This window comes from Henriciella pelagia (genome assembly GCF_002088945.1).
Classification (GTDB): domain Bacteria; phylum Pseudomonadota; class Alphaproteobacteria; order Caulobacterales; family Hyphomonadaceae; genus Henriciella; species Henriciella pelagia.
This window is the reverse complement of record NZ_NCSU01000007.1, coordinates 310,384-330,856: the sequence shown is the minus strand read 5'-3', so window position 1 is coordinate 330,856 and position 20,473 is coordinate 310,384. Positions and strand designations below refer to the sequence as shown.

General features: G+C 61.2%; 19 protein-coding genes. 6 read left to right on the top strand and 13 right to left on the bottom strand.

Annotation, left to right across the window (positions count from 1 at the left end; all coding sequences use genetic code 11):
- The first annotated feature begins 44 nt into the window (after nt 1-44).
- Entirely contained in the window at nt 45-371 is a 327-nt protein-coding gene (locus B8746_RS04235) for an RcnB family protein (RefSeq protein WP_084391981.1), read from the top strand.
- A 7-nt stretch (nt 372-378) separates the two neighbouring features.
- Here the strand turns inward: B8746_RS04235 and B8746_RS04230 are convergent, their stop codons facing one another.
- The 6 genes from B8746_RS04230 to B8746_RS04205 form a co-directional block, all read right to left on the bottom strand.
- On the bottom strand, nt 379-1,674 hold the full coding sequence (locus tag B8746_RS04230; protein ID WP_084391980.1) for an adenylosuccinate synthase: 1,296 nt from the start codon (nt 1,672-1,674) through the stop codon (nt 379-381).
- 86 nt (nt 1,675-1,760) lie between these two features.
- Nucleotides 1,761-3,227, bottom strand: coding sequence for a flavin-containing monooxygenase (locus B8746_RS04225; protein WP_084391979.1), 1,467 nt, complete (start codon nt 3,225-3,227; stop codon nt 1,761-1,763).
- A 78-nt stretch (nt 3,228-3,305) separates the two neighbouring features.
- Nucleotides 3,306-3,893, bottom strand: a complete 588-nt coding sequence (locus B8746_RS04220) for an acyloxyacyl hydrolase (RefSeq protein WP_084391978.1) — start codon at nt 3,891-3,893, stop codon at nt 3,306-3,308.
- Between the two features lie 95 nt (nt 3,894-3,988).
- Nucleotides 3,989-4,579, bottom strand: a complete 591-nt coding sequence (locus B8746_RS04215) for a flavodoxin family protein (protein WP_084391977.1) — start codon at nt 4,577-4,579, stop codon at nt 3,989-3,991.
- 101 nt (nt 4,580-4,680) lie between these two features.
- Nucleotides 4,681-6,276 carry a phosphoglycerate dehydrogenase gene (serA, locus tag B8746_RS04210; RefSeq protein WP_084391976.1) on the bottom strand — a complete coding sequence of 532 codons (1,596 nt, stop codon included), beginning with the start codon at nt 6,274-6,276 and terminating at the stop codon, nt 4,681-4,683.
- Between the two features lie 116 nt (nt 6,277-6,392).
- Nucleotides 6,393-7,565, bottom strand: a complete 1,173-nt coding sequence (locus B8746_RS04205) for a phosphoserine transaminase (RefSeq protein ID WP_084391975.1) — start codon at nt 7,563-7,565, stop codon at nt 6,393-6,395.
- Between the two features lie 188 nt (nt 7,566-7,753).
- On the opposite strand from B8746_RS04205, the gene B8746_RS04200 reads away from it, so the two are divergent.
- Together B8746_RS04200 and B8746_RS04195 are read left to right on the top strand one after the other, a co-directional pair.
- Complete coding sequence (locus B8746_RS04200; RefSeq protein WP_143434520.1) at nt 7,754-8,659, top strand: DMT family transporter; 906 nt, start codon at nt 7,754-7,756, stop codon at nt 8,657-8,659.
- Between the two features lie 66 nt (nt 8,660-8,725).
- Nucleotides 8,726-9,574, top strand: coding sequence for a TauD/TfdA dioxygenase family protein (locus B8746_RS04195; RefSeq protein WP_084391973.1), 849 nt, complete (start codon nt 8,726-8,728; stop codon nt 9,572-9,574).
- A 34-nt stretch (nt 9,575-9,608) separates the two neighbouring features.
- On the opposite strand, the gene B8746_RS04190 is transcribed toward B8746_RS04195, so the two are convergent.
- The 5 genes from B8746_RS04190 to ftsH all read right to left on the bottom strand — a co-directional run bounded on the left by B8746_RS04190 (nt 9,609) and on the right by ftsH (nt 14,591).
- Nucleotides 9,609-10,421 carry a PhzF family phenazine biosynthesis protein gene (locus tag B8746_RS04190; RefSeq protein WP_084391972.1) on the bottom strand — a complete coding sequence of 271 codons (813 nt, stop codon included), beginning with the start codon at nt 10,419-10,421 and terminating at the stop codon, nt 9,609-9,611.
- An 89-nt stretch (nt 10,422-10,510) separates the two neighbouring features.
- A complete protein-coding gene (locus tag B8746_RS04185; protein WP_084391971.1) occupies nt 10,511-11,173 on the bottom strand; it encodes a peptidoglycan DD-metalloendopeptidase family protein in 663 nt (220 codons plus the stop codon).
- On the bottom strand, nt 11,170-11,994 hold the full coding sequence (gene thiD, locus B8746_RS04180) for a bifunctional hydroxymethylpyrimidine kinase/phosphomethylpyrimidine kinase (protein ID WP_084391970.1): 825 nt from the start codon (nt 11,992-11,994) through the stop codon (nt 11,170-11,172). The genes B8746_RS04185 and thiD overlap by 4 nt, the downstream gene beginning before the upstream one ends.
- A 44-nt stretch (nt 11,995-12,038) precedes the next feature.
- Complete coding sequence (locus B8746_RS04175; RefSeq protein WP_143434519.1) at nt 12,039-12,620, bottom strand: hypothetical protein; 582 nt, start codon at nt 12,618-12,620, stop codon at nt 12,039-12,041.
- A gap of 51 nt (nt 12,621-12,671) precedes the next feature.
- Nucleotides 12,672-14,591 (bottom strand): ATP-dependent zinc metalloprotease FtsH, encoded by a 1,920-nt coding sequence (ftsH, locus tag B8746_RS04170; RefSeq protein WP_084391968.1) that lies wholly within the window; start codon nt 14,589-14,591, stop codon nt 12,672-12,674.
- A 204-nt stretch (nt 14,592-14,795) separates the two neighbouring features.
- Here ftsH and B8746_RS04165 point away from each other — a divergent pair, with 204 nt between their 5' ends.
- On the top strand, nt 14,796-16,100 hold the full coding sequence (locus tag B8746_RS04165) for a TAXI family TRAP transporter solute-binding subunit (RefSeq protein WP_233123917.1): 1,305 nt from the start codon (nt 14,796-14,798) through the stop codon (nt 16,098-16,100).
- Here B8746_RS04165 and rlmN read toward each other — a convergent pair.
- Entirely contained in the window at nt 16,097-17,260 is a 1,164-nt protein-coding gene (rlmN, locus tag B8746_RS04160; protein ID WP_084391967.1) for a dual-specificity RNA methyltransferase RlmN, read from the bottom strand. The genes B8746_RS04165 and rlmN overlap by 4 nt on opposite strands.
- A gap of 102 nt (nt 17,261-17,362) precedes the next feature.
- Here rlmN and B8746_RS04155 point away from each other — a divergent pair, with 102 nt between their 5' ends.
- On the top strand, nt 17,363-19,183 hold the full coding sequence (locus B8746_RS04155; protein WP_084391966.1) for a flavin-containing monooxygenase: 1,821 nt from the start codon (nt 17,363-17,365) through the stop codon (nt 19,181-19,183).
- Here B8746_RS04155 and B8746_RS04150 read toward each other — a convergent pair.
- The gene (locus B8746_RS04150; protein WP_084391965.1) at nt 19,180-19,680 is read right to left on the bottom strand and encodes an invasion associated locus B family protein; all 501 of its coding nucleotides are present in this window, start codon (nt 19,678-19,680) and stop codon (nt 19,180-19,182) included. The genes B8746_RS04155 and B8746_RS04150 overlap by 4 nt on opposite strands.
- A 234-nt stretch (nt 19,681-19,914) precedes the next feature.
- On the opposite strand from B8746_RS04150, the gene B8746_RS04145 reads away from it, so the two are divergent.
- Entirely contained in the window at nt 19,915-20,433 is a 519-nt protein-coding gene (locus B8746_RS04145) for a sigma-70 family RNA polymerase sigma factor (RefSeq protein ID WP_084391964.1), read from the top strand.
- The last annotated feature ends 40 nt before the right edge of the window (nt 20,434-20,473 follow it).

Here is a 20,473-nt window from a genome sequence, read left to right as displayed (position 1 = left end):
CCGGCCCCGTTCTCCGTTGCTTCAATATCGAAACGGAGAATGACATGTTTAAAGTCGGTCTATCGGCCGCAGCGGCAATTGTATTGGGAGGGGCTATTCACGCAGACCCAACAGCGCAGGCGCGCGGCGACCGGTTATCTCCGGCTCATGAAAAACAGAGCACGATTCCACCTGGTCAGGCCAAGAAAACCTGGCATCGCGGTGAAGCCTTGCCGGTCCGCTATCGTAATGCCCGCATATCAGACCTGAAGCGACATGACCTGCGACAGCCGCCAGAAGGATATCGCTGGGTGCGGGTGGAGGACGAGGCTTATCTGATCCACGTCACGAGCGGCATCATTGCCGAAGCCGTGTCATCGGCGTTCAGCTAGAGACTGGCTACACCCGCTCGAACGGGTCCCTCATCAGGATGACGTCTTCTCGCTCCGGCGAAGTGGAGACGAGCGCGCAGGGCTTGCCGACCAGTTCTTCAAGGCGGCGGACATATTTGACCGCTTCCGCCGGCAGGTCAGCCCAGCTGCGGGCACCCCGCGTGGAATCCTTCCAGCCCGGCATGGACTCATAGATCGGTTCGACGGCCGCCTGATCGGTGAGACCCGCCGGGAAATAGTCGATCTCCTCGCCATTCAGCCTGTAACCCGTGCAAACCTTGATCTCGTCAAAGCCATCGAGAACATCGAGCTTGGTCAGCGCGAGGCCGGTCACGCCTGAGGTTGCGCAGGCCTGGCGCACCATGACGCTGTCGAACCAGCCACAGCGGCGTGCGCGGCCGGTGACGGTGCCGAATTCATGGCCCACCGTGCCGAGCCGCTTGCCGATCTCATTGTCCTGTTCGGTGGGGAACGGGCCGGAGCCGACGCGGGTCGTATAGGCCTTGGCAAGACCGAGCACATAGGAAATCGCGCCCGGACCGACGCCAGCGCCAGCCGAGGCGTTGCCGGCGACGACATTGGACGAGGTCACAAAGGGATAGGTGCCGTGGTCGACATCGAGCATGACGCCCTGCGCGCCTTCAAACAGGATGCGGCGGTCCAGCTTCACCTGCTCGTCCAGAAGTTTCCAGACGGGCCTCGCGAAGGGCAGGACTTTCGGGGCGATCTCGAGCAATTGCGCCTTCAGCGCGTCTCCATCCGGCTCGGGCAGGTTGAGACCGGCGCGAAGCGGACGGTGATGCGCCAGGAGGCGCTCAAGCTTGAGGTCGAGTGCGGCCGGATCCGCGAGATCTGCGACGCGGATCGCCCGGCGGCCGACACGATCTTCATAGGCCGGGCCGATGCCCCGCTTCGTGGTGCCGATCTTGGAGTCGCCAAGAGCAGCCTCGCGGGCGGCATCGATATCCTTGTGCCATGGCAGGATCAGGCAGGCATTGTCCGCGAGGATCAGGTCGTCAGGATTGAGCGAAACCCCTTCCTTCGACATGCCCTCAAGCTCGGACAGCAACTGCCACGGGTCGACGACGACACCATTGCCGATCACCGAGAGCTTGCCGCCGCGCACCACGCCTGATGGCAGCAGGTTCAGCTTGAAGGTCTTGTTGCCAATGACCAGTGTGTGGCCGGCATTGTGTCCGCCCTGAAAGCGCACGATCGTATCTGCGCGGCTTGAAAGCCAGTCGACAATCTTGCCCTTGCCTTCATCGCCCCACTGGGCCCCGACAACAACTACGCCTGCCATGGGTTCATACTCCTTGAAATCCCGTGCGCCACAGACAGCGTTTACGTGTGAATATCAAGGGGCGAAGTGTCGCCTGTGCCCAGACTTCAGGCCAATTCGTAATCCTCGACCTTCACCTCCGCCACAGCGGCGGCGTAATCGCGCGTATGCGACGCCCAGTTCTGGGTGATGCGACCGTCAGCGGTCTTGTACCAGGAATTGCAGGCATCGTCGGCCCAGACAGTCTTCTTCAGCTTGTCCTGTAGCGCCTTGTTCCAGCGGTCCTGCGCTGCTTTCTTCGGCATCATGGCCGCTGCCGACTCTGAATTCAGCGTGTCGAGCGCCTTGACCATATACTCAACCTGCCGCTCCAGCATGAAGGTGATGGAGTTGTGGCCGAGATTGGTGTTCGGGCCATACAGCACGAAGAGGTTGGGGAACTGCGATACGGTGATTCCGGCATAGGCTTCCGGATGGTCGGCCCAGACTTCATTCAGGTGGTGGCCGTTGAGGCCCTCCACATCGACCGACCAGTTCCAGCCCGTCGTTTCAAAGCCGGTCGCAAAGACGAGGATATCGAATTCGCGGTGCTTGCCGTCCGGCGTGGTGACGCCCGTCTCGTCAATGGATTTCGGGGCGGCGGTGACCAGTTCGACATTGTCGCGCTCAAGCGCCGGATAGTAATCATCCGCGATCAGGATGCGGCGGCATCCAACCGGATAGTCCGGCGTCAGCTTCTGGCGCAGTTCCGGATCGCTGACCTGTTCATTGAGATGATTGGTCGCAATCGCTGTGTAGGCCGCGCGGCCTGCCTCGGTCCACTGGAAGACCTGCCAGAAGAAATGGTCGGCATTGTCATAGATGAGCTGGCGATTGCGGGCGCCGAGGTCCATAGCGGTTTCCGGCTCGGTGAACATCAGCGCCTGTTCAGCGGCCGTGACCGGCACGTCGCGGCGCGGAATCACCCAGTTCGGGGTGCGCTGGAACACGGTGAGCTGGCTGGCCGTCTTCGCCATTTCCGGGATCAGCTGCACGGCGCTTGCGGCAGAGCCGATAACGCCGACGCGCTTGCCAGCCCAGTCGACCGAATGGTCCCAGCGCGCGGAATGCATCTTCGCGCCCTTGAAGCGATCCAGGCCCTCAATGTCGGGCCAGTTCGGACGGTTCAGCTGGCCGAGTGCGCCGACAAGAATGTCGCCTTCATAGGTCTTGCCGCTCTCGGTCGTGACGGTCCATTTGCTGGTGGTCTCGTTCCAGATGGCTGTGCGGGCCGCATCATCGAGGTGCAGGTTGGGGCGCAGCTGGTAGCGGTCAGTAATCTCTTCGGCGTAGGCCTGGATTTCCGGGCCCTGCGGGAAGGCGCGGGTCCAGTTGATGCTCTGGGCGAAGGAGAGCTGGTAGAGCGCCACCGGCACATCACAGGCACAGCCGGGATAGGTGTTCTCATACCAGGTGCCGCCGACCTTGGGGTTGCGGTCCAGCAGGTCGAAGGTGTGGCCCGCCTCCTGCAACTTGATGGCAGCGGTCAGACCGCCGAGACCGGCGCCGATAATGATGGCATGCTTCTGAGCCATGCGAACCTCCCTGAATGTATGTTTTCAGGAAGGATTCGTCTTATCCGGTGTCATTGCAAGGCTGACTTGGCGGCAAGCCTACTCGCCAAATCGCCAATAGGCCCGTACGCCGAGATTATCGATGCCCTGGTTGCGGCCATTGCCGAGAATCTGGCCGTGAGAGAGGTGCTCATACTGAAGCTGCAGGCCCCAGTTCGGGCCGAAATCCCTGTTCAAGGCGAGGCCTGTGCGGAACAGGTCATCGGAACCGAAATAGACGTTTTCACGGGCGAATGCGTCGCTGCGCGGGTCGCCTTGAGGGAAAGGGCTTTCATTGGCGCCGTCATGGATGACATAGCCGAGGCTCGGCTCCAGCGACCAGCCCTGAGCGAAATCCCAGTTCCAGAGCAGGCCGACGCCGCCGAAATTGGTGTCGCCGGCCGTGTTGTACGAGCCGACGATGTAGGGGCGGGGTGCCAGGATGATCGACAGGATATCGGGGCTGGCGAACACGATCTCGCCTTCAATGTTCGGACCGTCTTCCTTGTCGGCATTCTTGCAGTCGATGACGCAGATATTGTGCTGCATCACGCCGATCCGGGCTTCCTCGACCAGCTGGGCATTGGCGGTGAGGGCTGGTGTCGTGGCTGCGGCGGCAAGTACGGCGAGGGCGAGAGTGCGTTTCATGGAGTTTCCCCGAATCGATTGAACCCGCCCAGAAAGAACCGGGCGGGCCCAAAATCAAGGGGTTTGCCTGCCTGCGAGGGCGGATTGACGCCGCGCTATGCTTTTCCTGCCACCCATCTGCGGGTGACTTCGGCGATGCGCTTGCCGAAGTCTTCGGCGGTGTCGAGATCGGCCTTGTCCGGTGTCTGGTCGGCTGGAAGATCAGTCAGCGCCTGCGTGCCGAGGCCGATCATGTGCCCGGCGCGATTCCAGGCGGTCGCGTAATCGCTTTTGCTTGTATTATAGCCGGGGAATGCCCCGTAATTTGCCCAGATCATGCCGTGCTGTCCGGCCAATACGGAGAGCTGCTGCAGCGTATTCAGCTTGTCACCCGCAAGGGAGCCGGAATTGGTGAAACCCGCCGCGATCTTGTCGCGCCAGCCCTGCGCCATCCAGACCTTGGAGGTTGCGTCCTGGAACTGTTTGAAGACGGCCGAGGCTGAGCCCATATAGGTTGGTGCGCCAAAGATGATGCCGTCAGCAGCGGCAAGCTCGTCCCATGGCCCGCTGTCCGGGCTGGTGAGGTCATCGGCTTTCAGCACAGTGACATCCACACCGTCGACGCTGCCTGCGCCCCTGGCGACATGATCGGCGACTTTTGCGGTGTGGCCATAGCCGGAATGGTAGACGATTGCGAGGTTGGTCATGATTGCTCCATTGATACTGCTTTGCGCAGCAGCAGGTGGAGCGGCCCGTCCCGGAGATCAGCCCCCGGAACGGGCATAAGACTTATGGAAGGCGCCTGGCCCTAGAAGTGCAGCACCTTGGCGTAGCGGACATGCGGCAGGGCATCGAGCTTTGCCGTCATTTCAGCAGGCGGTTCACTATCAATGCCGATGAGGGCGATGGCCTCTCCGCCGGCATCCTGACGACCTAAGTGGAAGGTTGCGATATTGACGCCGGCTTCCCCCAGCATCGCCCCCAGCGCACCGATAAAGCCGGGTTTGTCGATATTGTTGATGTAGAGCGCGACCGGCGAGAAGTCGCCTTCCAGTGGCATGCCTTTCACTTCAACAACGCGCGGGCGTCCCGCTGAGACAGTGCCGGCAAGCGAGCGCCAGCCGCTTTCTTCGGAATTCGCGGTTTTCGGCACCTTCACCTTGATGCGCATCAGGCTGTCATAGACCGGGCTGTCTTCGGTCTTGGTTTCGGACAGTTTGACACCGGCATCAGCAAGGATGGCCGGGGCTGAGACCATGTTGACGTCACCGCGTGAGGCGCGCAGCAGGCCAGCAAGGGCGGCGGCGGTGATCGGCTTGCGGTTGAGCTCTGCCACCTCGCCCTCATACTCGATGATGACTTCATCAAAGCCATGATCAGAGACCTGTCCGGCAAAGGCACCGAGCTTCTCAGCCAGTTCGATGAACGGCTTGAGACGCGGGGCTTCATCGGCAGTGACCGAAGGCATGTTGAGTGCGTTGGTGACCGCGCCGGAAAGGAGATAATCGCTCATCTGTTCTGCGACCTGCAGCGCGACATTCTCCTGTGCCTCGACAGTGGACGCGCCAAGGTGCGGCGTCGCGACGAAATTCTTCGTGCCGAACAAGGCATGTTCCTTGGCTGGCTCCTCCGCGAACACGTCGAAGGCGGCGGCATAGATGTGGCCGCTTTCGAGGAGGTCCTTGGTCGCGGCTTCATCGACTAGTCCGCCGCGGGCGCAATTGACGAGGATCAGGCCTTTCTTCGTTTTCTGAAGCGCCTCTCGCGACAGGATGTTGCGCGTCTGGTCGGTCAGCGGCGTGTGCAACGTGATGACGTCAGCGCGCGCCAGGAGGGTGTCGAGATCAACCTTCTCCACACCAAGCTCGATGGCGCGCTCCTCGGTGAGAAACGGGTCATAGGCAATGACCTTCATCAACAGGCCCTTGGCGCGCTCAGCAACGCGCGAGCCGATATTGCCCGAGCCGATCAGGCCAAGCGTCTTGTAGGAGAGTTCGACGCCGACAAAGTTCTTTTTCGGCCATTTGCCGGCCTGCGTACCGGCATCGGCCGCCGGGATCTGGCGGGCGGCGGCGAACATCATCGCAATGGCATGTTCGGCGGTGGTGACAGCATTGCCGAACGGCGTGTTCATGACAACGACGCCCTTGGCGGTCGCGGCCTTGATGTCGATATTGTCGACGCCGATCCCGGCACGGCCGATGACTTTGAGCTTCGTGGCGGCAGCGATGACATCGGCGTCCGGCTTGCAGGCCGAACGAACGGCGAGGCCGTCATACTGGTCGACGATGGCAATGAGTTCGTCTTTCGACAGGCCGACCTTGATGTCGGTTTCGATGCCTCGATTCTTGAAGATGTCGACGGCGGCCGGGCTGAGATCGTCAGCGATGAGGACTTTAGGCATGGGTTTGATCCTGGAGTTATTCCCGATCATCCCCGCGCAGGCGGGGATCTCAGGCAATTGAGTAAGAATATTATTGCACCTGACCCCCGCCTTCGCAGGGGTGAGCGGACTGAAAATCAGGCGTCCTGAAGCTCGGCGGAGACCGTCGCGAAGGCCCAGTCGAGCCAGGGCAGCAGCTTCTCGACATCGGACGGCTCAACCGTTGACCCGACCCAGATGCGCAGGCCTGGAGGCGCCTTGGCATAGGAGTTGAAGTCAAAGCCTGCGCCTTCCTTCTCGATCAGGGTAACCATCTTCTTCACGAAGGCTTCCTGTTCGGCCGTGTCGAGTTTCGCCACGCGCGGATCGGTGATCTTGAAGGTGACGCCGGTATTCGAGCGCGTCGCCTTGTCGGCGCAGAGGAACTCGATCCAGCCGGTCCTGGCGACCCAGTCTTCCAGAATGGCGAGGCTCTTGTCGGAGCGGGCTTTCAGGCCTTTCAGGCCGCCAACTTCCTCGGCCCAGTCGAGGGCCTTGAGATAGTCCTCAACGGCCAGCATGGACGGGGTGTTGATCGTCGCGCCCTCGAACAGGGCTTCGTTCAGCTTTCCGCCGCTGGTCATCCGGAAGATTTTCGGCAGCGGGCGATCGGGCGTATAGGTCTCGAGCCGCTTCACTGCGTTCGGCGACAGGATCAGCATGCCGTGGGCCGCTTCACCGCCGAGCACTTTCTGCCAGCTATAGGTGATCACATCGAGCTTCTCGAACGGGATGTCCTGCGCGAACACAGCAGATGTTGCGTCGCAGATCACCACCCGGTCCGGGTTCGGCTTGATCCAGTCATGATTGTCGACGCGCACGCCGGAGGTCGTGCCGTTCCAGGTGAAGACGATATCGGCATCATCACGCGCCTTCTCGAAGGCCGGGAGCACACCATAGTCGCCGGTGTGGATTTCGCAGTCCGTCAGCTTCAGCTGCTTCTGCGCATCGGTCACCCAGTCGAGGCCAAAGCTTTCCCAAGCGAAGATATCGACCGGTTTCGCGCCGAGCATGGACCACATGCACATCTCGACGGCGCCGGTATCGGATGCCGGAACGATGGCGACGCGGTAGTCAGCCGGAAGGTTCAGGATGTCTTTGGTGCGGTCGATCGCCTCTTTCAGCTTGGCCTTGGCATCCTTGGCGCGGTGTGAGCGTCCAAAGGCAGCGGTCTGAAGCTGGTCGAGGGAAAATCCGGGACGCTTGGCGGTCGGACCGGAAGAAAAATGCGGGCATGCAGGGCGCACGTCCGGCTTGGCGGGAATCGTCATCTGTTTGTACTCCTATCCTTACAGATAGGCTGGCCCTCGTTGGGGAGGGCTGGCCCGCGGCCTCTATGGCAGATTTCCAGGATGGTGGATAGGGGGTGATTGTGACATCTGCGTGAGGGCGGGGGTTGCCCGGCGGGGTGAAGAGTGCAAATCGCTTCATTCAGCCCAGCAAGGAGCGCCCCGCCAGAATGACGACTTCGCGATCACCTGCCGACTGGGGCGTATTCCTGCTTCTGTCGGCCTGCTGGGCGAGCGCCTTCGCGATGACCAAGGTTGCTGTTGAAGACCTTCCCGCGAGCGTCATCATTCCCGGGCGGCTGATTGCCGGGGCGGTGATCCTGTGGGGGGTGATGCTGGTGCGCGGCGAACGCCTGCCGCCTTTTTCCGACCGCTCGTCCTGGCTCGCCATTGTCGGGCTCGGCACGATTGGCACGGCAGCGCCATTCTACCTCATTACCGTCGGGCAGAAGACCATCGACTCCTCTCTGGCCGCTCTGCTGATCTCGGCTGCGCCGTTGTTCACAGCAGGGCTGGCGCACCTCAAATTCCATGACGAACAGCTTACAGGCTTCAAGCTTCTCGGACTTCTGGTCGGCTTTGCCGGGGTGGCGGTGCTGCTCGGACCGGACGCCATCAGGGGGCTTGGAAATGCAGACTTCATTGCGCAGCTGCTCGTGATCGGCGGGGCGTTCTGCTACGCTGTTAATAGTATCATCGCCCGGCAGGCACCGCGCATGGCGCCGATTGTCCTGCCGGTCGGCTTCCTGACGGTGGCCTCCATCGCCTCCCTGCCAATGCTGTTCTGGACCGACTGGGGTGAGGTATCACCGACCGCGTCCAGTGTCTGGTCGGTTCTCGGGCTAGGGGCGGTGTCGACCGGGCTTGCCGGCATCCTGCTCATGTATCTTGTCGCCCGCACCAGTGCGACCTTCATTGCGCTCACCGGCTATGTGATTCCGATTATGTCCGCGGTGCTCGGCTACTTCCTGTTCCGAGAGACGCAGAGCTGGAATGCGGTCCTCGCTTTCATCCTCATCCTGTCGGGCGTCTGGTTCGCGCAGAGACAGGCGCGGCGACGCAGCCCTTCGCATTGAGCCTTGCGCCGAGCGCCCTCTGGCGTACTCTTTCCTCATGAGCTGGCATGAAGACCGGCCGGGAGGATGCGAATGGCACGGACAATCGAAGTGCAACCGATTTCAGGCGCGCTCGGCGCAGAGATTGTGGGCGTTGATCTCGCAGGCGAGCTGTCGAACGAGGCCTTTGACGCGGTGCATCGGGCCTTTCTCGACCATCATGTGATCTTCTTCCGCGACCAGAACAATCTTACGCCCGAAAAGCACAAGGCCTTCGGGCGGCGCTTCGGGACGCTGAACGTCCACCCCTATGTCAAGGGCATGGACGGGCATCCTGAGATCCTGGAGATTATCAAGGAGCCGGAAGAGAAGACCAATTTCGGCGGCGGCTGGCACACCGACATGTCCTTCCTTGAAGAGCCGGCGCTTGGTTCCATCCTGCATGCCATCGAAGTGCCGCCCTGTGGCGGTGACACGCTCTGGGCGAACCAACACATGGCCTATGACGCGCTGTCGGACGGGTTGAAACAGACATTGGGCGGACTCACCGCCATCCATTCGGCGAAGGGCGAATATGGGCCAAAAGGACAGTCCGCGCACAATCGCCAGTCCATGGACACGACCATGGCGCCAGACGCGCCGGAATTCGAACACCCTGTGGTCCGCACGCATCCGGAAACTGGCCGCAAGGGCCTTTATGTGAACCCCGCCTTCACCATGCATTTCAAGGGCTGGACTCGCCGGGAAAGCCGGCCGCTTCTCAACTATCTTTTCGAGCATTGCCGGCAGGAACAGTTTACCTGCCGCTTTCGCTGGGAAGCCGGATCCGTCGCCTTCTGGGACAACCGGTCAACATGGCACTTTGCGCTGAACGACTATCAGGGGCATCGCCGGCATATGCGCCGCGTGACCGTGAATGGCGACCGGCCCTTCTGAGCGGCCAGTCTCTGGGGAGCGCTAGGGTGGGGAACTACAGCGTGAATTTGCCCTCGATCACGGTTACGGCCTTGCCGCGAATTTTAACGCGGTCACCGATGAGTTCGACATTCATCAGGCCGCCCCGGCCTGGATAGGCCTGGAAACAGTCGAGCGGGCGCTTGAAGCGTGGACCGAGAATGGCGGCAACCATGCAGTGCCAGCTGCCGGTGGCAGGATCTTCCGGAATTCCGCTGGCGGGCGCAAAGAATCGGCTCACCACATCCATGCCATCACCCTGCACAGCGAGGCAGCCGAGGTTGCCGCGATTGACATCTTTCATGATGCCGAGCTTGGCGATCAGGTCGATATCGGGCTGGAGCTGGACGATATCGTCGGCGCTTGCAAAGACGCAGGCGTAGAACGGTCCGCCCCAGGCCTCCAGAGGCCAGGCACCCAGCGCAGCGGCAACATCGTCGGTGATGTCCATCTTGCGCACTGCCGGCGCAGGGAAATCCATTTCATAGCGTCCGCCGGTCGCTCTCTTCACGGTCAGGCGGCCGGATTTTACCGTGTCGAAGCCGATTTCCGGACCGTCAAAGTCCATATGACTGAACAGGACATGCGCTGAGGCGAGCGTTGCATGGCCGCAGAGTGGAACTTCCACGGTCGGCGTGAACCAGCGCAGGGCCCAGACCCCGTCACCCTTCGGAACGATATAGGCTGTCTCCGAAACATTGTTCTCCGCCGCGATCGCCTGGAGTTGCGCGTCCGGAAGAAAATCGTCCAGCGGCATGACGCAGGCCTGGTTTCCCTCGAACGTGCGCGTGGCAAAGGCATCGATCTGGTAGAAAGGCAGGCTGGTCATTCGGCTGGTCTCCGGACTTGGAAGCTCCAGCTAAGCGAGTGAGCCGGGTCAGGCAAACCAGACTTTCTAATCCACGGTTTAGGATGCCCTCAGAGACCCAGCATTGGCCGGGGGTCGGGGCAGAGCATCAGCCATTCGGCGCGCTCACCCTTGCGGCAGACGCCGGGAAAGTCCCCGGACTTGCCTTGAAGATCGAGCATGATCTGGAAATGCAGGTGCGGCGCCCAGCCGCCATTCACCGCGCTGTCACCAAGTCGCGCCATTTCAGTGCCGGCTGTCATGGACTGTCCGACGTTCAGTCCGTCCATGCTGTCGCGGCTCAGATGCCCATAGAGGGACCAGAAAGTGAGGCCGGGAGCGGGGGAGTGTTCGACGATAATGGTCGGTCCATAATCCTTGGCATTGTCATTGACCTGGAAGCTGTGAACCGTGCCATCCAGCGGCGCATGGACGGCGCTTCCGGCTGGTGCGAACACGTCGAGGCCCAGGTGGATGGTTCGCGGTTCGGTGTCCGGCGGATTGAAGATCGGCGTGTCGTAAATGGCGCGATCTTCGCCATAGCCGCCCGCGTAAAGATGGCCGTCATCCGGTTCCCAGTCGATAGGCAGGTCGGTCCAGCCGCGCGCCGTCAGCCCGTCTGCGTCGAGCGGCAAATGGCGCGCTGAGCGCAGGCCCGTCATGAGTTCTGGCGAGGTGTCCGTGCGCGCGGCGAGCCAGTCATCATAGCGCTTGCGGGCGTCAGCGAGGGTCATCTGTCTTCATCCACCTCAAGCGCCCAGCCGTGATTGACCGGTCCATGGCCGTGGCCGAAGCCCTTGGCGGTCTCAATCGCCTTGTGGAGATAGTCGCGCGCCTGCTCGACAGCTTCGCTCAGAGCCGCGCCTTTCGCCACGAGAGCAGAAATTGCACTGGCCAGCGTACAGCCTGTCCCGTGGGTCGAGCCGGTCTCGATGCGGGGACTTTCAAAAATCCACTCGCCGTGCTCGGTCTGCAGGACGTCTGTGATAACGCGTCCGGGAATGTGGCCGCCCTTGACGAGGGCGCCTTTCGCGCCGCGCTTCAGAAGCATCTCGGCTGCCCGACGCTGCCCGTTGACGCCGTCCACCGACTTTCCTGTGAGCACTTCGGCTTCCGGCGCATTCGGCGTTATCAGCGCGGCGCCCGGCAGAAGCAGCGAAGTCAGCGCACCGACAGCGCGTTCATCGATCAGCCGGTCGCCGGATGTCGCGACCATGACCGGATCGATGATGCGCGGTGCGGCCTTCGCCCGCTCGTCCAGCGTCTCGGCAACGGTTTCTACGAGGTCTGCCGTGCCCAGCATGCCGGTCTTGATCGCGTCGGCCCCGATATCCTTGAGGCAGACGAGCATCTGGTCGCGAACTGTCTTCAGCGGGATCGGGTGGACATCGTGCACGCCCTGGGTGTCCTGCACGGTGATTGCCGTGATGGCCGTCATCGCATAGCCGCCCATCGCCATGATGGCCTTGATATCAGCCTGAACCCCGGCGCCGCCGCCAGAGTCCGAACCTGCGATCACGAGCACCCGGCCCTGTGTGTCTTCTGTGTCTGTCATGGTGCAGAGATAGCGCTGTCAGCGCTGCTGCAAAAGTCAGGACTTCACCACGCTTCGCCGGGCGATTCGACAGGGCTGGAGAGATCGAACTCGACGCGGAAATGGCGTTCAGGCCGCTGCAGGTCATAGACGAAGACATTGTCTTTAGGATCGATCTCCATCGACCAGACATTCGCCTTCGATTCCGGGATGCCTTCGGCTTCAAACAGCTCGATCGTCTTGCGGTCGGTCGGGAAGACCTGTCGGGTCGCCGTTGAAGCGCCGGACGACTTGCCGCCATACATGGTGATGGCATCCGGGCTGCCATCCTCATGATTATGCTGGTGGCGAAGCGCGAGGCGGCCATCATCATTGAGCGCGATCAGCCAGGTTCGGGAATGATCGTCGCCGACATGCAGCGGGATCCGAAGGCCTGTGTCGGTGCAGGTTTCAAAATCGGCGATCACGGTTTTGCCGCGCCAGTCCTCATCCTGCGGGTCATCGCTGGTGATGGTGCCCTGATACGACTGACCGCAATAGGGCTGGACATTGGCAAGGAACTCACCGGCTGACACGTCCGCTGGCGCGGTCCGGTCACAGGCAGATACCACTATGGTGAAGGCAAGTAGGGAAAGTCTCATAAACATGGGGGGCAGCCTATGCAGACTGCGCCCTTTGGCAATTATATTTTTTGAAAATCAGGCCGGTTCCGGCTCGCCGCCCGGTTCTTCACCGCGATCCTTGTTGCGGCGCTTGCCGATAACGGGAACAGCCGACGCAGGGCCTTGCGGCTCATCCGGCTCTTCCGGGCGCGATGGCGGCTTGCCATTCAGCAGGTCTTCAATCTCCTGACCGGAGAGCGTCTCATATTCCAGCAGGCCCTCAGCCAGTGTCGCCCACTGGTCGCGATACTTGGTCATGATCTCGCGGGCATCATCCATGCCTTTCTGGACGAGCTTTCGGACCTCTTCCTCGATTTTCTTCGACGTTTCTTCCGACACGTGCGACTTGTTCATCAGCTGCTGTCCGAGGAACACATCGCCCTGGTCTTCGGCATAGTCGACCGGGCCAATCTCTTCGGAAAGACCCCAGCGCGTGACCATGGCACGGGCAAGCTTCGTTGCCTGCTGGATGTCCGATGCGGCACCAGCCGTCACATTTTCCATACCGAACTTCTCTTCTTCGGCCACCCGGCCGCCCATGATGATGGCGAGACGGGACGTCATCTCGATGCGGGACATCGACATCTTGTCGTCCACCGGCAGCTGCATCACCATACCGAGGGCGCGTCCGCGCGGGATGATTGTCGCCTTGTGGACCGGGTCAGCGACAGGCACGCGCAGGGCCACAATGGCGTGACCGGCTTCGTGCCAGGCGGTAAGTTCCTTTTCCTTGTCGGACATGACCATGGAGCGCTTTTCAGGGCCCATCAGGACCTTGTCCTTCGCGTCCTCGAACTCGGCCATGGCCACGACGCGCTTGCCGCGGCGCGCAGCCAGCAGGGCAGCCTCATTGACGAGGTTGGCAAGGTCGGCACCGGAGAAGCCCGGCGTGCCGCGTGCGATGACTTTCGGGTTCACATCCTTGGCCAGCGGCACATTGCGCATATGCACTTTCAGGATGCGTTCGCGGCCAATGATGTCCGGATTGTTGACGGTGACCTGGCGGTCGAAACGGCCAGGGCGCAGCAGCGCCGGGTCGAGAACGTCGGGGCGGTTGGTTGCCGCGATGATGATGATGCCATCATTGGCTTCAAAACCATCCATCTCGACGAGAAGCTGGTTGAGCGTCTGTTCGCGCTCATCATTGCCGCCGCCGAGGCCTGCGCCGCGCGAACGGCCCACGGCGTCGATCTCGTCAATGAAGATGATGCATGGGGCATTGCGCTTTGCCTGTTCGAACATGTCGCGCACGCGGCTTGCGCCGACGCCGACGAACATCTCGACAAAGTCCGAACCGGAAATGGTGAAGAAGGGCACGCCAGCTTCGCCGGCGACTGCGCGCGCGAGCAGCGTCTTGCCGGTGCCGGGAGGGCCGACCAGCAGCGCGCCTTTCGGAATCTTGCCGCCGAGACGCTGGAAACGGGCCGGGTCGCGCAGGAACTCGACGACTTCCTGCAGCTCTTCCTTGGCTTCGTCCACACCGGCAACGTCATCAAAGGTTACGCGGCCATGCTTTTCGGTCAGCATGCGGGCGCGGGACTTGCCGAAGCTCATCGCGCCGCGGCCACCGCCGCCGCCCTGCATCTGACGCATCAGGAAGAGGAAAAGGCCAAGGATGAGGATCAGGGGCAACAGATTGAGCAGGAGGCCGCCAAGGCTGAAGCCGGTCTCGGCATCTTCGGTCACCTGCACGCCCTGGTCTGCAAACCAGGTCGAAGCCTCTATATTGGTCGGCAGCTTTTCGGCGTAATAGGTCTCACCGGTCTTGGTCGTTGCGGTGATGCGGTCATTGGTGACAGTGACTTCCTGAAGCTGGCCCTGAGCTGCCATCTGGCGCAGGTCCGAGATCGGGAGTTTCTCTGAGCCAACCGCTACAGAAGAGCCTTGCATGGCGATCATCATGGCGATGACGAGTGCAGCAATGAGGCCCCATACTGCGAAATTACGCATGTTCATCTTTGTTTCCGTCGGTTCTTGGGTGGTCGTACCCGGCTAACATAGGAACGAATATAGCAGAAAACGACTCCAATAGCCCTTAAGTCTCTGCAATTGATTCAACATGCGTGCCGATCACGCGAGCAGTGTCCAAATGACACTCGACGCGATGCTCAAGAGCAGGCTAAGTTCCGCTCTCGGGTGGGCGACGCAGTGGATAAGCCGATGAAAGATGCATTGAAGGTCTACGGACCGCTGGCCCTGCTCGTCATAGCGAGTATCTGGCTCGCCCTGTCCCTGATTGACCCTGCACCGCCTTCAAAAGTGACCTTTGCATCGGGTGGATCGGGCGGGGCGTATTACTCGCTGGCCCAGCAATATGCTGAAGCGCTCGGCGAGAGCGATGTCGAAGTCGAAGTGCTGGAGACGCGCGGCTCAATCGAGAATATGGAGCTGCTGAAGACGGGACAGGCCGACATTGCCTTCATCCAGGGCGGCCTTGCGGATGCGCAAGCGCGCGAGGAAATGCGATCGCTTGCCGGCATGTTCCACGAACCGTTCTGGGTGTTCGTGCGCGAAGCGACCGGTGCTGAGGATTTCGGAGACTTGCGGTCTGTGCGTCTGTCCATTGGCGCGGAAGGTTCTGGCACGCGGGCGCTCGCGGTTGACCTGCAGGAGGCCTGGGGCGGCGAATGGCCGGACAATTCGCGCCGGATTGAGAGCGGTCTTGCTGCGGCATCTGCCCTCAAGGCGGGGGACATAGACGCCGCGGCGTTTTCCGCGTCGATCGATGCGCCCTACATAGAAGACCTTCTGGAGACGCCGGGGATCAAGCTGCTGCCTTTCGTACGCGCGCCGGCGCTGGCCCGCCGGACGGCAGCGCTCGACGAAGTGACGCTCTACCAGGGCATCCTGGATCTTGAGAATGATGTGCCCGCCGGGAACATTCCGCTAATCGCTTCCGTGGCGCAGCTTGCGGTCAACAAGGACCTGCATCCGGCTATACAGTCGCTGCTTCTGGAAGCATCTGAAGAAATCCATTCCGGCAATAGCGCCTTCGCGCAGGCAGGTGCCTTTCCCGATGAGAATCTGATTGACCTGCCGCTGTCGAGCGAGGCAGAACGCTACTGGAAGAACGGGCCGTCCTTCCTGCGCAATTATTTTTCCTTCCAGGTGGCGAACTTCCTCGACCGGGCCTGGGTGTTCCTGATTCCGCTGCTGACGCTGCTCATCCCGCTCGTGCGCATGGCACCGCCGCTCTATCGCTGGCGGGTGCGCCGCAAGATCTACGTCTGGTATTCAGACCTTCGCGACCTTGAGGCGCGCGGGCGCCAGGCTGAAAGCGACGAGGCGCGCGGCAAGGTGCTGGATGAGTTGTCAGAACTTCAGAAAGAGGTCGGCGAGCTCGATGTGCCGCTGTCCTACACTGAAGAGGTCTACCATCTGCGCAGCCACATCACCTTTGTGCGCAATCTGGTGACGGGGCTCTATGAACGCCCGCTGGACATGGGGGGCACGCGGACGGCTTAAGCCCCCGCCTGCTGTTCGAGCGCTTCGCGGCGCTTCTCTGCGGCCGATTTCTTCACGCTTTCGGAGCGCAGCTGCCCGCAGGCAGCGAATATATCGCGGCCGCGCGGCGTGCGGATCGGCGAGGCATAGCCTGCCCGGTTCACGATTTCTGCGAAATTCTCAATCGTCTCCCAGTCGGAACATTCATACGGGCTGCCAGGCCAGGGATTGAACGGGATGAGGTTGATTTTCGCCGGCACGCCCCGCAGCAGTTTCACGAGGTCGCGGGCCTCGGCCATGGAATCGTTTACGCCTTTCAGCATGACATATTCGAAGGTGACACGCTTGGAGTTGCCGAGGTCCGGATAGGCACGGATGGCTTCGAAGAGCGTCTGGAGGTCGTACTTCCGGTTGATCGGGACGATCTCGTTGCGCAGGTCGTCGCGCACCGCGTGCAGGGAAATGGCCAGCATGGCGCCGGTGCGTTCGCCGAGTTCCGGGATCTTTGGTGCAACGCCCGCCGTGGACACTGTGATCCGGCGGCGGCCGAGCGCGATGCCGTCGCCATCGGAAATGGTGTCGATCGCCTCGGCGACATTGTCGAGATTGTAGAGCGGCTCACCCATGCCCATGAAGACAATATTGGTAAGCTTGCGGTTCTCCATCGAGGACGGCCACTCTTCCAGCTGATCACGAGCGATGAGAACCTGCGCGACAATTTCCTGCGCCGTCAGATTGCGGACAAGCTTCTGTGTGCCGGTATGGCAGAACGTGCAGTTCAGCGTGCAGCCGACCTGCGACGACACACAAAGCGCGCCCGACTTGCCGACATCGGGAATATAGACGCTCTCACCTTCCACGCCGGGCTGGAACCGGGTCAGCCATTTCTGGGTGCCGTCGACGGAGATCTTGTGTTCGGTGATTTCCGGACGGGTCAGGACATATTTTTCGGCGAGGTCAGCGCGAAGCTCCTTCGCGATGTCGGTCATGCCGGCAAAGTCCTGCACGCCGAAATGATGGATCCAGCGGCGCAGCTGCTTGGCGCGCATGCCCGCCTTTTTCGGGTCGAGACCGAGCGTTTCCATCTCTGCCTTGAGGGCAGGAACGGACAGGCCAGCGAGGCTCGCCGGGGAAGAAACGCTTGCGTTGACGCCGCGTGAAAGGTCCAGATCATATTTCATTGCGGTGCACATAGCATGACTTGGTTCAGAATCTAAGAATGCATGGGCATCAGCGATGCAGCAGCGAACAGAAGGCCAATAAGGCCCGTGAGCGGAGGAAACATGGCGAATTCAAACACACCGGAAATGGGTTTCGATCCTGAGGCCTTGCGCGCGCGGTACCGCGCAGAGCGCGACAAGCGCCTGCGCTCGGACGGCAATGAGCAATATGTCGAGGTCAGGGATGACTTCGAGGACTATGTCGATGACCCTTATATCGACAAGGTGATCCAGCGTGCGCCGCTGAGCGACGAGGTCGATGTTGTCGTGATCGGCGGCGGCTTTGGCGGCCTTCTGGCCGGTGCACGCCTGCGCGAGGCGGGCGTGAAGCACATTCGCATGATCGAGAAGGGCGGGGATTTCGGCGGCACCTGGTACTGGAACCGCTACCCGGGCGCGGCCTGCGACATTGAAAGCTATATCTACCTTCCGCTGCTGGAAGAGACCGGTTTCATGCCCGCGGAGAAATACACGCCGGCCCGCGAAATCCTCGGCCATAGCGCGCGCATCGCTGAACGCTATGACCTCTACGACGATGTGCTGTTCCAGACCGAAGTCACGGCCATGCATTGGGACGAGTGGGCGAAGCGCTGGCGCGTCGAGACCAATCGCGGCGATGCCATGAAGGCGCGCTTTGTGATCATGTCGAACGGGCCGCTGCACCGACCGAAACTGCCGGGCATTCCAGGTATCCGCGACTTCGGCGGCCACACCTTCCACACCAGCCGCTGGGATTATGACTATACGGGCGGTGGGCCTGATGGCGGCCTCGACAGGCTGGCGGACAAGCGCGTCGGCATCATCGGAACGGGCGCGACGGCAGTGCAATGTGTGCCGCATCTCGGCGAAGGCGCAAGGCAGCTTTTCGTCTTCCAGAGAACGCCGAGCTCGATCGATGTGCGCGACAACAAGCCGACCGATGAGGACTGGGCGAAGTCGCTGGAACCGGGCTGGCAGAAGAAGCGGATGGACAATTTCAACATTCTCGTTTCCGGCGGCTATCAGGCCGAAGACCTCGTTCAGGATGGCTGGACAGACATCATTCGCAACCTGCTTTTCATTGCCAGCAATCGCGATGGAGAAGAGCTGACGCCGGAGAAGCTGGAAGAAATTGGCGAACTCGCCGACTTCAAGAAAATGGAATCGATCCGTGCGCGTGTGGATGAGGTCGTCAGCGATACAGCAACTGCAGAGGCGCTGAAGCCCTGGTATCGCCAGTTTTGCAAGCGCCCCTGCTTTCACGATGATTATCTGGAGACCTTCAACCGTCCGAATGTGACGCTCGTCGATACGGGCGGGAAGGGCGTGGAACGCATCACGCAAAATGGCGTGGTGGTTGAAGGAGTCGAGTACGAACTCGACTGCCTTATCTATGCGACAGGTTTCGAGGTCGGCACGAGCTATACCCGCCGGTCCGGATACGAGCTCTATGGGCGCGGCGGGACGGCGCTTTCAGACGCGTGGGAGGGCGGCGTCGAAAGCCTGCATGGCATGTTCGTGCGTGGCTTCCCGAACGTTTTCGTGATGGGCGGCGCACAAGCCGCGTTCACGGCGAACTATCCCCACCAGCTCGATGAGCAGGCGGTTCATCTCGGCTATATCGTATCGCGCGCCTTCGAGGAGGGGATCGTCCAGATCGAGCCAGAAGAGGCCGCGCAGTCGAAATGGGTCGAGACGATTATCTCGAAGGCCCAGATGCGCGAGAAGTTCCTCGCCGAATGCACGCCTGGCTATTACAATAATGAGGGCCAGATCGCCGCGCGGGCGCGGCAGAACTCATTCTATGGGGGCGGGTCGATGGAGTATTTTTCGATCCTCAAATCCTGGCGCGAGGAAGGCTCCATGGCCGGCCTTGAAATCACGCAGGATCGCGTCAGCGCCTAGCGGCAGGCCGAGGAGGCCTTGTCGATCGCGGCGGCCGAGCCTGACAGGGAGAAATGATAGGAGACTTTCGTGTCGCGGGCGGAAACTGCTTCGACGCGAAGTTCGCTGCCTTTCTTCAGGGCCGAGACGATCTTGGAATCGTCACGGTCCTGCGCAAAGGCCTCACGCCCAACACCATAGAGTGTCCAGCCAGCGCGCCCGATGGATGCGCGGCCCGGCAGGTCGGCGCGCAGTTCATACCCGACCTTGAGGCTTGGCTGGCTGCGGGCCTTGCCCGATTTCCAGTTGGAGACAAAAAACCAGACATCGCCATGATCGGCTGATTGTGGCGCCTTGTCGGTCGCTTCGGTCGCGGCATAGCAGAGCGTTTCGCCATTCACGGTCTCGGTGAAGACCGTCCAGTCCTTGTAGCGGCCAACCGCCGTCGGTGCGGCCTGCGCCGCTGTCAGCGCAGCCGTTGAAACAAACAAGATCGCGAGAGAAAATCTGGTAATCATGGGGGAGATGGCTATGAATTGGATGCGTGAGGTCTACCTGTCTAAAACTGCCGGAAAGTTAAGGCCGAAGTTTGGCAAATGAGTCGCTTCTGTCATGGAACCATCCGGCTCACCAATGGTTGCAAAAGATGCAGGGAATGAATTTAATGCGAGTGAGTGGACGATTTGGGTTACGCAGTGTCAGTCACACCTACGGGGGGTGGTCGTAACGATCGCTCAATCCACGCGAACTGTATGCGCCGGATCGCGGAAAGCAGATGCCGCGCCTCGTTCGGAACATTGTTCGAATATTTTGGTCCACGCCTCAAATCCTATCTGAAACGCATGGGCGCTGATGATGCCGCCGCCGAGGAGATCGTGCAGGACGTCATGCTCACCGTGTGGCGCAAGGCTGGCCAGTTTGACGAGAAACAGGCTTCAGTATCGACCTGGATCTTCCGCATCGCCCGCAATCGCCAGATCGACATCCACCGGCAGGTCGCGCGGCCGGAATTGTCGCCCGACGAGCCAATGCTCCAGCCCGCCGCGGAGCAGATGCCGGACGAGACCCTGTCACGAGCCCAGATTGAGGCACATGTCCGCGAACAGTTGAAGACGCTGCCCACCGAACAGCTCGACCTGCTGCGCGCCTCTTTCTATGAGGGGCTATCCCACTCTGAGATCGCAGAAGCTTACAATCTGCCGCTCGGCACGGTGAAATCGCGTATCCGGCTGGCATTCGAGCGGCTGCGCGGCAAGATTTCGCGCGACTAGGCGGTTACAATGCAATTCATCGAAACCCCCGCCTTGACGA